This window comes from Nocardia sp. NPDC101769 (genome assembly GCF_044766925.1).
In the GTDB taxonomy this organism is placed as follows: domain Bacteria; phylum Actinomycetota; class Actinomycetes; order Mycobacteriales; family Mycobacteriaceae; genus Nocardia.
Genome location: NZ_JBIWMX010000002.1, coordinates 21,605 through 35,387, shown reverse-complemented (window position 1 = coordinate 35,387; position 13,783 = coordinate 21,605). Strand labels below are relative to the sequence as shown.

General features: G+C 68.1%; 12 protein-coding genes. 5 read left to right on the top strand and 7 right to left on the bottom strand.

Annotation, left to right across the window (positions count from 1 at the left end; translation table 11 throughout):
- Positions 1-14: 14 nt before the first annotated feature.
- The 5 genes from ACIRRA_RS03120 to rimP form a co-directional block, all read right to left on the bottom strand.
- Positions 15-305 carry a DUF503 domain-containing protein gene (locus ACIRRA_RS03120; protein ID WP_040859602.1) on the bottom strand — a complete coding sequence of 97 codons (291 nt, stop codon included), beginning with the start codon at positions 303-305 and terminating at the stop codon, positions 15-17.
- 109 nt (positions 306-414) lie between these two features.
- Positions 415-3,501 carry a translation initiation factor IF-2 gene (gene infB / locus ACIRRA_RS03115; protein ID WP_402762357.1) on the bottom strand — a complete coding sequence of 1,029 codons (3,087 nt, stop codon included), beginning with the start codon at positions 3,499-3,501 and terminating at the stop codon, positions 415-417.
- Positions 3,502-3,609: 108 nt separating this feature from the next.
- Positions 3,610-3,831, bottom strand: a complete 222-nt coding sequence (locus ACIRRA_RS03110) for a YlxR family protein (protein ID WP_402763662.1) — start codon at positions 3,829-3,831, stop codon at positions 3,610-3,612.
- A 237-nt stretch (positions 3,832-4,068) separates the two neighbouring features.
- Positions 4,069-5,118: a transcription termination factor NusA gene (gene nusA / locus ACIRRA_RS03105; protein ID WP_402762355.1), complete on the bottom strand. Its 1,050-nt coding sequence runs from the start codon at positions 5,116-5,118 to the stop codon at positions 4,069-4,071.
- Positions 5,115-5,735 carry a ribosome maturation factor RimP gene (gene rimP, locus ACIRRA_RS03100; RefSeq protein WP_402762353.1) on the bottom strand — a complete coding sequence of 207 codons (621 nt, stop codon included), beginning with the start codon at positions 5,733-5,735 and terminating at the stop codon, positions 5,115-5,117. The genes nusA and rimP overlap by 4 nt, the downstream gene beginning before the upstream one ends.
- A 291-nt stretch (positions 5,736-6,026) precedes the next feature.
- On the opposite strand from rimP, the gene ACIRRA_RS03095 reads away from it, so the two are divergent.
- From ACIRRA_RS03095 to ACIRRA_RS03080, 4 genes are all read left to right on the top strand, one after another.
- Positions 6,027-6,641, top strand: a complete 615-nt coding sequence (locus ACIRRA_RS03095) for a hypothetical protein (protein WP_402762351.1) — start codon at positions 6,027-6,029, stop codon at positions 6,639-6,641.
- Positions 6,638-7,072, top strand: coding sequence for a ferritin-like domain-containing protein (locus ACIRRA_RS03090; RefSeq protein WP_402762349.1), 435 nt, complete (start codon positions 6,638-6,640; stop codon positions 7,070-7,072). Before ACIRRA_RS03095 ends, ACIRRA_RS03090 begins: the two co-directional genes overlap by 4 nt.
- A gap of 123 nt (positions 7,073-7,195) precedes the next feature.
- Positions 7,196-7,849: a Uma2 family endonuclease gene (locus ACIRRA_RS03085; RefSeq protein WP_402762346.1), complete on the top strand. Its 654-nt coding sequence runs from the start codon at positions 7,196-7,198 to the stop codon at positions 7,847-7,849.
- A gap of 153 nt (positions 7,850-8,002) precedes the next feature.
- Positions 8,003-9,433 carry a three-helix bundle dimerization domain-containing protein gene (locus ACIRRA_RS03080; RefSeq protein ID WP_402762343.1) on the top strand — a complete coding sequence of 477 codons (1,431 nt, stop codon included), beginning with the start codon at positions 8,003-8,005 and terminating at the stop codon, positions 9,431-9,433.
- Between the two features lie 128 nt (positions 9,434-9,561).
- Here the strand turns inward: ACIRRA_RS03080 and ACIRRA_RS03075 are convergent, their stop codons facing one another.
- Positions 9,562-10,218, bottom strand: coding sequence for a TetR/AcrR family transcriptional regulator (locus tag ACIRRA_RS03075; protein WP_402762340.1), 657 nt, complete (start codon positions 10,216-10,218; stop codon positions 9,562-9,564).
- Positions 10,219-10,308: 90 nt separating this feature from the next.
- On the opposite strand from ACIRRA_RS03075, the gene ACIRRA_RS03070 reads away from it, so the two are divergent.
- Positions 10,309-11,811: an MFS transporter gene (locus ACIRRA_RS03070; protein ID WP_402762338.1), complete on the top strand. Its 1,503-nt coding sequence runs from the start codon at positions 10,309-10,311 to the stop codon at positions 11,809-11,811.
- Positions 11,812-12,921: 1,110 nt separating this feature from the next.
- On the opposite strand, the gene ACIRRA_RS03065 is transcribed toward ACIRRA_RS03070, so the two are convergent.
- A complete protein-coding gene (locus ACIRRA_RS03065; protein ID WP_402762336.1) occupies positions 12,922-13,758 on the bottom strand; it encodes a MurR/RpiR family transcriptional regulator in 837 nt (278 codons plus the stop codon).
- Between the last annotated feature and the right edge of the window lie 25 nt (positions 13,759-13,783).

Here is a 13,783-nt window from a genome sequence, read left to right as displayed (position 1 = left end):
CCCTCCTCACTTCTTCAGTCTTCGGGTCCGAAGACGCGACGGCGTACCGCCAGCAACTGTAACTCCGGACGATTGGCGACGTGCCGTTCACACTTGTCCAGCACCTCGGTCAGATGATTCATGCCGTAGCTGACCATTGCCACACCGAGCAATGCCCGGCGATACCGGTCATGATCTCCGCCCTCGGTGACACTCACCTCGAACCGCTTCAGGTCGGCGAGGATGGGGCGGATGACAGAGCGCTTCTCTTTCAGTGAATGCACATCACCGAGCAAGATATCGAACTCGAGCGCTCCGAAGAACATCTTTTCAGTCATATGAACGCGCCCCGGGGAATGCGCGCACGGTTACCCGGAAAGGAAAGGGGCACAACCCCGCCGGACCCGAGGGCCCGGCGGGATCGTGTACTGCTTCCTAGTCGCGCGGCTTCTCCCGCAGCTCGTAGGCCTCGATGATGTCGCCATCCTTGATGTCGTTGAAGCCCACGGTCATACCGCACTCGTAGCCTTCGCGGACCTCGGTGACGTCGTCCTTCTCGCGACGCAGCGACTGGATGGTGGTCTCGGCGACCACCACGTTGTCGCGGATCAGGCGCGCCTTGGCGTTGCGCTTGACCGAGCCCGAGAGCACCCAGCAACCCGCGATATTGCCGAACTTGGAGGACCGGAAGATCTGGCGGATCTCCGCCCGACCCAGCTCGTGCTCCTCGTAGATCGGCTTGAGCAGACCCTTGAGGGCCTTCTCGATCTCGTCGATCGCCTGGTAGATGACCGAGTAGTAGCGAATGTCCACGCCTTCGCGGTTCGCCAGCTCGGTCGCCTTGCCCTCGGCCCGGACGTTGAACCCGATGATGATCGCGTTCGACGCCGACGCCAGGTTGACGTTGGTCTCGGTGACGCCACCGACACCGCGGTCGATGACGCGCAGACGCACCTCGTCGCCCACATCGATACCGAGCAGCGCCTCTTCGAGGGCCTCGACGGTACCGGAGTTGTCGCCCTTGAGGATCAGGTTCAGCTCCGAGGTCTCCTTCAGAGCGGCATCCAGATCTTCCAGGGAGATCCGCTTGCGGCTGCGCGCGGCCAGGGCGTTGCGCTTGCGAGCGTTGCGGCGGTCGGCGATCTGACGCGCGATGCGGTCTTCCTCGACGACGAGCAGGTTGTCACCCGCGCCGGGCACCGAGGTGAAACCGATGACCTGGACGGGCCGCGATGGCAGCGCCGCCTCGACATCGTCGCCGTGCTCGTCGACCATGCGGCGCACGCGACCGTAGGCGTCGCCCGCCACGATCGAGTCGCCGACGCGCAGCGTGCCGCGCTGGACGAGGACGGTGGCCACCGGGCCACGGCCGCGGTCGAGGTGGGCCTCGATGGCCACACCCTGCGCGTCCATGTCCGGGTTCGCCCGCAGGTCGAGGGCCGCGTCCGCGGTCAGGACGACCGCCTCGAGCAGCGACTCGATGTTGGTGCCCTGCTTCGCCGAGATGTCCACGAACATGGTCTCGCCACCGTATTCCTCGGCGACCAGACCGTATTCGGTCAGCTGCTGGCGAATCTTCTGCGGGTTCGCGCCTTCCTTGTCGATCTTGTTGACCGCCACCACGATCGGCACGTCCGCGGCCTGCGCGTGGTTGATGGCCTCCACCGTCTGCGGCATGACGCCGTCGTCGGCCGCGACCACGAGGATCGCGATGTCGGTGGCCTTCGCACCACGGGCACGCATGGCGGTGAACGCCTCGTGACCGGGGGTGTCGATGAAGGTGATGAGACGGTCGTCGCCGTTGACCTCGGACAGCACCTGGTAGGCGCCGATGTGCTGGGTGATGCCGCCGGCCTCGCCCTCACGGACGTTGGCCTTACGGATGGTGTCCAGCAGTCGGGTCTTACCGTGGTCGACGTGACCCATGACGGTCACGACCGGCGGACGGACCTGCAGGTCTTCCTCGTCGCCGTCGTCCTCGCCGTAGGTGAGGTCGAAGTTGGCGAGCAGCTCGCGGTCCTCGTCCTCCGGAGAGACCACGTGCACGACGTAGTTCATCTCCGAACCCAGCAGCTCGAGGGTCTCCTCGTTCACCGACTGGGTAGCGGTGACCATCTCACCGAGGTTGAACAACGCCTGCACCAGCGAGGCCGGGTTGGCGCCGATCTTCTCGGCGAAGTCGGACAGCGACGCGCCACGGGCGAGGCGAACGATCTCGCCGTTGCCGCGCGGCAACCGCACGCCACCGGCGATGGGCGCCTGCTGGTTCTCGTACTCGGCGCGCTTCGCCCGCTTCGACTTACGACCCTTGCGGGGAGCGCCACCCGGGCGTCCGAAGGCACCCGCGGCACCGCCGCGACCACCACCGGAACCGGGACGACCACCGCCGCCACCACCACCGGGACGACCGCGGAAACCACCGGGAGCACCACCGGTACCGGCACCGGCGCCGGCACCCTGACCGCCACCGGGAGCGCCGCCGCCGCGGTAGCCACCGCCGCCGCCACCGGGACGACCGCCACCGGCGCCGCCGGGACCACCCGGACGCGCCGGACGGCCTGCGCCACCCGGACCGGCCGGACGCTGAGCGCGCGCGGGCATGGCACCCGGGTTGGGCCGAGGCGGCATCGAGCCGGGGCTGGGACGCGGGCCACCCGGACGGGGACCGCCCTGACCGGCCGCGGCCGGACGCGGACCACCCTGACCCGGGCCGGGGCGCGGACCGCCCTGACCGGGACCCGGACGCGGGCCACCCTGGCCCGGACCCGGACGGGCGCCGCCCTGCGGGCCGGGACGCGGACCACCCTGGCCCGGACGGGGACCGCCCTGGGCCGGACCCGGACGCGGGCCGCCCTGCTGCTGGCCCGGACGGGGAGCCGGACGCGGCGCCGGACGCTCCGGAGCCGAGGAGAACGGGTTGTTACCGACCCGCGGCGGCTTCGGACCCGGCTTGGGTCCGGCCGGACGCGGGGTGCCCGGCTGGGCCGGGGCGCTGCCCTGCTGCGCGGGACGCGGGGCCGGGGCGCCCGGACGCGGCGCGTTCGGACGCGGGGCCTGCGGGGCCGGAGCGGACGGGGTAGCCGACGCGGAAGCCGCTGCGGGAGCGACGTTTTCGCGAGCAGCGGGCCTGGGGCCCGGGGCCGCCGGGCGGGCGGCCGGAGCCTCGACCGACTCGGCGCGAGCGGCCGGAGCCACCTGGGCAGCCGGAGCCTGCGGCGCGGGGGCCGGAGCCTGCGGCGTCGGGCGGGGGCCCGGACGGGGACCGGCACCGGGGGTGGCCGGCTTGGCGGCCGGACGCGGGGTGCCGTCACCACTGGGCTTGGGGGTCGCCGACTTGGCGGCCCCATTGGACGGGGTGCTCTTGGGTGCGAGCGACTCCCGCAGCCGGCGCGCGACGGGTGCTTCCACCGTCGAGCTCGCCGACTTCACGAACTCGCCCTGCTCCTTGAGCCGCGCGAGTAGTTCTTTGCTCGTGACACCGAGTTCTTTAGCCAACTCGTGCACGCGGGCCTTGCCTGCCACTGCTCTCCTCACTCAGAGGTCGAGCGCAGCAGCCCGTTTCACGACGGGACGCGCGCACGACCTCGACTAATTTCGAAGGCCGATCATTTCTGGGACTTCACGGTTTGCTCATGAGTGCTCGTGCCTGTTCTCTACGTAATGCTCCAGGGCTGAGATATCCAGATGTCCGGACACTCGTAGTGCTCTGCCGAATGCTCGGCGCCGAACTGCTTGGCTCAGACAAGCCGAAGTGGGGTGCAACCAGGCACCCCTTCCGGGAAGTCTGTGCCGCGGATCCGGAATGACCGCAACGTCCTGCCCGGAGGCAGACCCTTGCGCCACGACCCGCATCAGATCGGCGGCCAGCTCGCGTCTGCGACATCCGATGCAGGTCCGGACGGGTGCCGATCTTGCTGACACCCGCTCGGCGCGCAGAGAAGCCGAAGACTCGCGCTGAGCCTGCGTCCACTCTACCGCTGTCACGTCCCGATCTCCGCATCCGTACCCCTTGGAAGTTACCAACCTGTCATCCCAGGGGTCTGTTTCACAAATCTCGGGACCGACCCGGGCCGGATGGATCCGGCAAGATCAACCCCGGTGGGTCTCGCCTCCGCCGGCCGCCGCCGCGGGACGCACACCACCCTGGACCTCGGGCGCCGCATCGGAGCGAATGTCGATGCGCCAGCCGGTGAGCCGGGCCGCCAGGCGGGCATTCTGGCCCTCCTTGCCGATGGCGAGGGAGAGCTGGAAGTCCGGAACCACCACCCGCGCGGCGCGGGCTTCGGGGTCCACGATGGTGACGGATACAACCTTCGACGGGGACAGCGCATTCCCGACGAAGGTGGCCGGGTCCTCGGCGTAGTCGATGATGTCGATCTTCTCGCCGGCCAGCTCGCTCATCACGTTGCGCACGCGCTGGCCCATCGGGCCGATGCAGGCGCCCTTGGCGTTGACGCCGGGGACCGTCGAACGCACCGCGATCTTGGAGCGGTGCCCGGCCTCGCGGGCCACGGCCACGATCTCCACCGAGCCGTCGGCGATCTCGGGGACCTCCAGCGCGAACAGGCGGCGCACCAGGTTGGGGTGGGTGCGCGAGAGGGTGATCTGCGGGCCGCGCGGGCCGCGGGAGACGCCGACCACGTAGCACTTGATGCGGTCGCCGTGCTCGTAGGTCTCGCCCGGCACCTGCTCGGCGGGCGGGATGACGCCTTCCGCGCCGTGGGCTTCCGAGCCGATGCGGACCACGACGGTGCCGCGAGCGTTCATGCGGGCGTCGCGCTGCACCACACCGCCGACGATGTCGCCCTCATGGGTGGAGAACTCGCCGAAGGACTTCTCGTTCTCGGCGTCCCGCAAGCGCTGCAGCACGACCTGGCGGGCGGTGGTGGCGGCGATGCGGCCGAAACCTTCGGGGGTGTCGTCCCATTCGGAGATGACATTGCCGTCGGTATCGAGCTCGCGGGCCATCACGCGCACGACACCGGTCTTCTGGTTGATGTCGATGCGAGCGTTGGGCTGGTGGCCCTCGGTGTGCCGGTAGGCGGTGAGCAAGGCGGACTCGATCGCGGAGATCACCGTCTCCATCGAGATCCCCTTGTCGGCGACAATCGCGCGCAGGGCTTCGATTTCGATGTTCATTCCACGATCCCTTCGGTCAGTGAATCGGACTCTGCTGCTTCGTTTTCGGATCCCTCCTGAGCGCCGGGCTGGGGACGGCCCGGCGCTACTCCCCCTGCGAGTTCCAGTTCGGCCGCGCCGGGTGGACTGAATTCCACCTGCACGACGGCGGATTGGATATCGGCGAGCGGCACCGTCACCCGGTGTGGCTTCCGCTTGCCACCGAGGACCAGCGCGACGTCGGTGTCGGTGACGACGCCGGCGCGGGCCTCGAACGTGGTCTTGCCCTTCTCCTCCGGTGATTCGGCGCCGGGGCGCAGCACGATCTTCACCTTGCGGCCGCGGGCGCGCTGCCAGTGGCGCGGGGAGGTGAGGGGCCGGTCGATGCCGGGGGTGGTGATCTCGAGCAGGTAGGCGGTTTCGCCGAAGTCATCGGCGTCGTCGAGGGCCTGCGAGATCTCCGAGCTGAGTTCCGCGACCGCGTCCAGGTCGGGGGATCCGTCACTGTCGACGGTGACCTTGAGCTTGGCCTGCGCTGTACCGGCAGCCGAAATCGCGACGCCTTCGAGGTCGAATCCTCGGCGTTCGACGAGCTCAGCAACTAGCTGGCTCACCCTTTCCTCGGTCGGCATCGGCATGTGGGGCGGCTCCTGGTTCAGTTGTCACGGGTTGAGTTGTCGGTATCGATACTGGTCGGGCACGGTCGGCAGACCCGTCTCCGCCCTCGGGAGGGTGGATTCGGCGAAATGCCGTGCCGAAGGTCTAGCGTAACGCGCGGAAAGAGTGTAAAGGACCAGCCAACTTGCTCGAGTTCGGCATGGTCGGCGCTGTGGTGCTGACGGCGTGTCCAGCACGACGCGCCCGTGACGGTTCCCCGTCGTTCCAGATCACAGCCTATCCGACTGCCCTCACGCAGCAAGCTGCCCGCGATGGCTGGCACCATGTATGCCGTGCCCAGCAGTCAGAGCGGCCTTCCGGCCGGTGTCGTCGGTCTCACGGTCCCACCGGACCGAACCGGGTCCTCCCCCACCCCCGAATCTCCTCTCCCCGCCGTGAACCGCCGCAGCGCGCTGCGGCTGGCCGGTGGCGGCGCGCTGGCGGTGGCGGCGGTGGCGGCGGTGGCCGCGCTGGCCGCCTGCACCAGGGACGACACTCCCGCCGCACCGGATCCGCTGATCGCACAGGAGACCTCGGCTCGTACCGACGCGGCCGCCGCGACCGCCGCCATCGCGACCTCTCCCGACAAGGCGGGCGCGCTGCAGGCCATCGCCACCCAGCGCACCGCGCACGCCGATGCCCTGCGTACCGAAATCGACCGCGCCATCGGCGTTTACGGCGACGGCACCACCCCCAGCCGCCGCACCCCGCCGGTCACCCCGACCGCGCCGGTCCCGCCTCCGGCCGTCACCGCCCTGCGGACCCAGCTCCAGCAGTCCCAGCGCTCGGCCGCCGACCTCTCGGCCCAGCTCTCCGGCTACCGCGCCGGTCTCCTCTCTTCGATCAGCGCGTCGTGCGCTACCCACGCGGGGGTTCTCCTGGCATGACCACAACCGACCAGCAGGCACTCATCGATGCGTTGAGCGCCGAATACGCCGCTGTCTACGCCTACGGCGTGATCGCCGCCTACGCCAACCACGACCGCGACAAACTCGTCGCCGAGTACACGGCATCCCACCGCGCCCGCCGCGACGCCACCATCGACACCCTGAAGGCTTCCGGCGCAACGGTTCCCGAGCCCGCCGCCGCCTACACCTCGCCCGTCCCGGTGAACGACCCGATCCCGGCCGCCAAGCTGGCGGTTACCGTCGAATCCGACACGGCGGCGGCCTGGCGCTCGGTGGTCGAACGCGCCGGCAACCCCGACCTCCGCCGCACCGGCATCGACGCGCTCACCGAATGCGCTGTGCGCCTTGCCACTTGGCAGTCGATCCTGGGCGCCAGCCCGGCCACCGTCGCCTTCCCCGGCCAAGCCTGAGGCCGCGGCAATCCACGACTGAGCCGGCTTCGAATCCTCCTCGGGCAAAGACCATCAGGGGGTTTCGTGACAAGCAGCGAACGGTGGACCGGTCCTTCGACCGGTCTCGGTAACATGACGGATATGCCGACCTCGGATGTCGATCGTCCGGACCTTCCAGAGTTCATGACCTGGGAGGAACTCGAGCAACTGCCGGACGAGATCGCTGGGGAGATCGAGCTGTGGGAGGGACGCGTGGTATGGGTCCGCAAGGGCCCACCCGAACACCAGGACTACTCGGTGGAGTTGCGCAATGCCCTGCGCCGGTGCGCGCGTGAGGCGATGAGCACGGACCCAGAACATTGCTGGCGTGCGTCCACCGAATCCAACATCTTCTTCGGCGTGGCCGGGAAATCTGATTTCGTCACACCGGATTTCCTGGTCTACCCATGTCCCGAGCAGGACTACCAAGATATCCGCGCCGCGGACGTGCTCATTGCGGGCGAGGTCCTGTCGCCCTCCAACACCGAGCCCCTGATCGAGGCGAAGAAAGCCCGGTACGCCGGCGCTGGTATTCCGTGGTACTGGGATGTCGTCCTCGGACGCGACCCGCGCCGGATCATCAGCGTCCGAGTCTGGGGGCTGGATACCGACCACGCCCGGCTGCCGGAAGGGGTCGCTCCGCTTCACCCGGCGAACTACATCATGGTCGGCGAGTGGACCACGGACGCGACGGACGGCATCGGCTTCGACCACCCGTTCCCCATCCACATCCCGTGGGCTGAACTCGAGTTCTGACCGAGTGGTCATCAGGAATTCGCCGAAGGCGCACTTGACGTTTGCATTGGCGATCACGTGTGGGCACTCTGGCGGCATAGGGTCCGGTCGGCGCGGCTCCTTCGCATTTTTCTTGCCGTGCAACGGAATTCGGTGTGAGGTCGAGGAGATGCTGTGGCGGTCGATGCTGCGCGGGAAGAGAAGGCACTGCGGGAGGTGACGAATCGCCTGGTCGAGGACTATGGCGAGGCGCATCCGGCGGAGCGGGTCGAGGCCGTGGTGGGGGCGGTGCGCAAGCGGTTCGAGGGGCATTCGGTGCGGGAGTTCGTACCGATTCTCGTCGAGCGGATTGCGCGGCGGGAATTGGATCCGACGCGGTCCATGAATGCTGCCACGGAGGTGGATCTGACCAAGGCGGCGGTCGGCGAGGAAGGTTCGCCGGATGGGCATCCGGCGGAGACCACGAGCGTATTCGCCGCTGTCGCAGGGCGATTCGTACCGGCCCGGCTGGTCGAGAACAAGCGGGCGCTGGGCGTGGTCGCCGCGGGTGTCGTGGTGGTGCTGGGGTTCGCGGTGATCATGGCTGTGCGGCAAACGGATTCGCCGTCGGGAACCACCGCCGCGCCGGCCCTGACCACCGTGCACGGTGTGGCCGGCTCGGAGAAGTCGGCGTTCTTCGACGATCCCAAGGTGGCCGACGCGCTGGCCAAGCACGGATTCAAGGTGGAGGTGGAGCCCGCCGGTTCCCGGCAGATCGCCACCTCGGTGGATCTGAGCAAGTACGACTTCGCCTTCCCGTCCAGCTCGGCCGCCGCGGAGCTGGTTCAGCGCAAGAGCGGAGTGACCGGCAAGTACGTGCCGTTCTCCTCCCCCATGGCCATCGCCACCTTCAAACCCATCGCCGACCTGCTGACCCAGGCCGGGATCGTGCAGCCCGGCGCGACAACGACTTTCGACGTCGAGAAGTACCTGTCGCTGGCCGAGAAGGGCGTGCAGTGGAACCAGCTGGAGGGCAATTCGACCTATTCGGTGCCCAAGAACGTGCTGGTCTCCACGACCGACCCACGCACCTCCAACTCGGCCGCCATGTATTTGGCGGTGACCGCCTATGTCGCCAATGACAACACCATCGTGCGCGGCGCCAAGGCGGAAGACTTTGCGGTGTCCCGTGTTTCGCGCCTGTTCACCCGGCAGGGCTTCACCGAGTCGAGCAGCGACGGCCCGTTCAAGGACTATCTGTCCAACGGCATGGGCACGGTCCCGATGGCCTGGATCTACGAGGCCCAGTACGTCGACGCGGCCGTGCACAACCAGCTCAAGCCCGACATGGTCCTGACGTACCCCAAGCCGACGGTCATGTCACAGCACACCGTGGTCCCCCTCGACGACAAGGGCGACCAGATCGGCAAGCTCCTCACCACCGACCCCGACCTGCAGCGCCTGGCCGCCGAACACGGCTTCCGCCCCACCGATGTGAGCCTGTTCACGAATGCCACCGCCGCCCACCAGCTCCCGGTCGACGTGAACCTCGTCAACCAGGTCAGCCCACCCGACTACGACACCCTCGAACACCTCCTCGACGGCGTCGCCAAGTCCTACAACTGAGCGACGGCACAACACGGCCGATCCGGGTCGGACACCATGCGGTGTCCGACCCGAATTGCGTTCATAGCCTGACAGATTCGCGAATCAGCCGCCGATCCCGGCCGCGCCCCGGGCACAGCATGGCGATGTCAATCCAGCCGGCCGTAGATCAGGCGCAAGATCGCCTCGGCGAGGTCGTCGATGCTGCTGGGAATTTCGTTCTGGGGCGACGCGGACAACTGGGAGAGCCGCCCGTCGCGCATGAGCGAGACCAGGCCCGCGAGCGTTGCCGAGTCGATCCCCTCGGGAGCGAGCCCGGCCGCGCGGTCGCGGTCGATCTTGGCCGCGAGCCCAGTGGTGAATCGTGCCTGGATGCCGGCGATGAACTCGGTCAGCGGGGGGTAGCTGCTGTCGTAGCCCTCGAGTGAGCAGACGAGGATCGCGCTGTTGTCGTGCCAGATCTCGGCTGCTCCGCTGAGCTGGGTGCGCAGGAGATCTCGCTGCGGGCCGGTGGACGGCAGCCAGACGTGGGTTTGCGCGTAGCGGTCACTCACGTCCTCCATGAGGCGGGCGAAGACCGCCTGCTTGGAGGGGAAGTAGAAGTAGAAGCTGGTGCGTGAGATGCCGGTCGCGTTGGTGATGTCGTCGACGGTCAGGTTGGCCATCGGCTTCTTCGTCAGCAGGTGGCGGGTCGCGTCCAGGATCTGGGCCTCGCGCTGATCACCTTTGGACATGGTGCCGCGGCGGCGGAGACCTTCGGTCGTTTCTCGGGTCTGGTTCATTCCGTGTCCGCCCTTCTGCGCCATGACCTCACCCTAGAGCGATTTACATTCCGGCAATCGACGTGGCGTCTATCATAATCGACACTATGTCGATTTCAGCGTAGCGTGCCAGCAATGACCTCACCGCTCGAGCTCCGGCGTGCTTCGTCGCCGACCGCGATCGTGCTGACCATGGCCAGCACTGTGTTTCTTCTGGCCATGGCTCAGACACTGCCCGTACCGGCGCTGCCGCAGATCGGTCTGCAACTCGGGGTCTCGGCGACGACCGTCGGATGGGTGACGACGGCGACGATGCTGGCCGCCTCGGCGCTGACGCCGCTGCTCGGGCGACTGGGTGATGTCTACGGGCACAAACCGGTTGTGCTGGCGACGCTCATGGTCACGCTGGCCGGCAGCCTGCTCGCCGCGTCGGCACACAGCATCGATCTGCTCATCGTCGGACGAGCCCTGCAGGGAGCCAGTTTCGGCCTGTTCCCGCTGGCGATCAGCGTGCTACGTCGCGAACTTCCCGCCGAGCGCCTGACCGGGGCATTGGCCGTCACCGCATCAACCCTGGGCGTTGGTAGCGGTGTTGCGCTGGTGGCGACGGGTCTGCTGACGCAGGGCGGTGCGGACTACCGCCGCATCTTCTGGCTGTGCGTCGTGCTGACGGCGATGGTGCTGGTGCTGGCGTTCGTCACGCTGCCGCGCCGCGCGGGGCAGGGCGGCCGTGTCGATTATGTGGGTGCCGCGGTCCTCGGCACCGGTCTGGTCTGCCTGCTGCTGCCGATCTCGCAGGGACACGAATGGGGCTGGGGCAGCACACGAGTGATCGCGCTGTTCGTGGCCGCGGCGATCGTGCTGGCCGGGTTCCTGCTGCTGCAGTCCAAGCTGCGTGAGCCGCTGGTGGCGACCTCGCTGCTGGCGCATCGGCCGGTCGCGGTGACCAACCTGGCCAGCTTCTGCGTCGGTTTCGCGATGTTCAGCGTGTTCCTGGGGGCGACCTATTTCGTGGCGACGCCGCGGGCGCTGGCGGGGTTCGGTTTCGACGCCTCGGTGCTGCGCACGAGTGTGGCCTTCATGCTGCCGGGCGCGGTGGTGTCCGTGGTGATGGGTCCGATCGCCGGGCGTCTGGTCGGGCGGATCGGCCCGCGCTATGTTCTGCTGCTCGCCAGCGTCATCGGCCTGTGCGCTCTCACCGCCCTGGCGCTGCTCCACACGACGAGCGCGGAAGTCGTTGTCGCACTGGTCGTCGCGAATGCCGCGATCGCGATCGCCTACGCCGCAATGCCCGCCCTGCTCGTCGCCAATGTGGCACCGCACGAGACCGGCATCGCCAACTCGATCAACTCGATCATGCGCACCGTGGGCGGCGCGATCGGCAGCGCGCTGGTCGTCACGATCCTCACCAGCGACACCCTGCTCCACACCCTCGCCAACGGTGCGGCCGTGGCCCTGCCCGCCGAAGGCGCCTACCGCATCGCCTTCTTCACCGGCGCGGCCTTCTTCGCGGTAGCAGCACTACTGGCCGGATTCGGCCTCGGCGCCGGCAGCCGGCGCTTGACCCGGCACGAGGTCGACGAGGACATCGCGCTGGCGAGCGCCGGTGAGTTCGCCACGGCGTCGACCAGCCTCTGATGATCTGGCCTGAGGTCCAATTGAACCTTGGGCCTTTTCGGACTCACAGTCCATTCGTCGATGATCCCTGGATACCGTCAGCAACACTGGCGACCCAAAACCAGAGGCAGGCAGAGGGGCACGGTGTTGGAGCGGATCATGTTGTGGCCGAACAGGATCAGGGGATGTCGACTCGGGCGCGCTACCTCTCGACTTCTTGCGGCGTGACCGTGGTGTAGTGGATTCCGTGGGCCTCGGCGACCGCTGGTCCACCTCCGGTCCCACCGTTGTCGCTGTTCTCGCCGCAGCCGTTCCCGGTCTGGCTGGGGTCGGTGCAGCTGTTGCCGCCCCCGCCGTTTTGCCCGCAGTCTTCGGTGTCGCAGCCATGGGGCGGGACCGGCGGAGGTGGCGGAGCCGGCGCGGCATGATTACCAGCCCACCCCCAAGGCCGATCGACCTGCACCAGGCCGGGCGCTGCGCTCAGCGCGGTCGCGGCCGGAACCGCCGCCATCGCGGGAACTGCCATCGCCACCCCCGCCAGCACGACCGTGGTGAACAGCCGACGCGTGGAACTTCGGTAAGTCTCGTTCGTCATCATCATTGCCTTTCCGGTGGACTCGGTGAAGCGACTGCTACGCCTGATCGATTTCGTCACCTCGCATGTCTCGTTCGTAACGACTACGTCGTCGTGACCATCCGGGGGTTGCGGCGCGGTCGACGGTGCCGCGGTAAATCCCACTTCGGTAAATCCCACTTCGGAGAGCAATGTCCCAGCAATCTGGATCTACTGGCCGGACTTCGGCGCGCGGCCGCCGATCCGGAAGACATACCCCACACTCACGTCTCCGACCGCGAATGGTTTCAGCATGTCAACGGATATCGTCCATGAGATACCCCCATCTGCGATCACCCTGAACCGAATCCTACTCAGGTAATCAGCGGCGGAAAACAGTCATCTCCGGCAGCGAGACGAGGACTGGATGCGACCCGAGCTGAACACTGGCTACACGCGGCACTCTCCCCGGGTTCTCTCGATGACGCCGGCTGATCACGGGATCCAGCCGCCCCGGCGGCGGTTAACCGACAACGAACTCGCCACCCGCGCAGCGGGTCCGGATGCCGTGAGCAGGTTCAGGGTTGGTCGTCCATGAGGTCGAGGTCTTGCCACATTTGCTGGATCCGGCCCGAGGCGCGGATCGCGTCGTCGTCGGCGAGTTCGCTGAGAATGGCCTGGATTGCGGCGACTACGCCGGTGAGGGATGGTCCGGCATGGGTGGCCTCGATGGGGGTGAGGATGAGGTGGTCGGCGTCCCCGGCGAGGGGGGAGGTTCGGAGGTCGGTGAGAACGCTGACGGTGGCGCCACGGTCGCGGGCGAGTCGGGTCAGGCCGCGCAGTGTTCGGGTCAGCCGCCAGATGTTGATGGTGATGAGGCAGTCACCCTCTTCGAGGCGAGCGACGTCGACGGCCTGCGTGGTGGAGGAGCCGAGGGAAAGCCGGATGTCGTGCCCGGCGATGGCGCCGAGGTAGCCGAGGATGTGGGCGGGACCGGCTCCGCTGCCGGAGCTGATGATGAGTGTGCGGCGGGCCGCTTTGATGGCCCGGGCGGTGGCACGGATGGCGGCGAGGTTGTCGGAGGTGGCCAGTGCGACAACGTTGTTGGCGTCCTGCCGCAGCATCTGGGCTGCGGGGTCGGCGGCCGCGGGGCCGAGGGAGATGTCTCCGGAGGAGACGGAGGCGAGGTAGAGGGCGCGGAGTTCCTCGCGAAGCTGAGGCCAGCCCTCGAAGCCGAGTTGCTGCGCGGTGCGGACCACGGTGGAGACATTGACGCCGGCGCGTTCGGCGATCTCGCGGGCGGAGGAGTAGCTGGCGAACTGCGGCGCCCGGACGAGCACCTGCGCAACACGTTCGGCTTGGGGACCGAGCGTGTCACGCGAGGCGTGTTCGGCCAGCCATGCGTCGATGCTCACGTGTCGTCTCCTTGTGGGGGGTAGG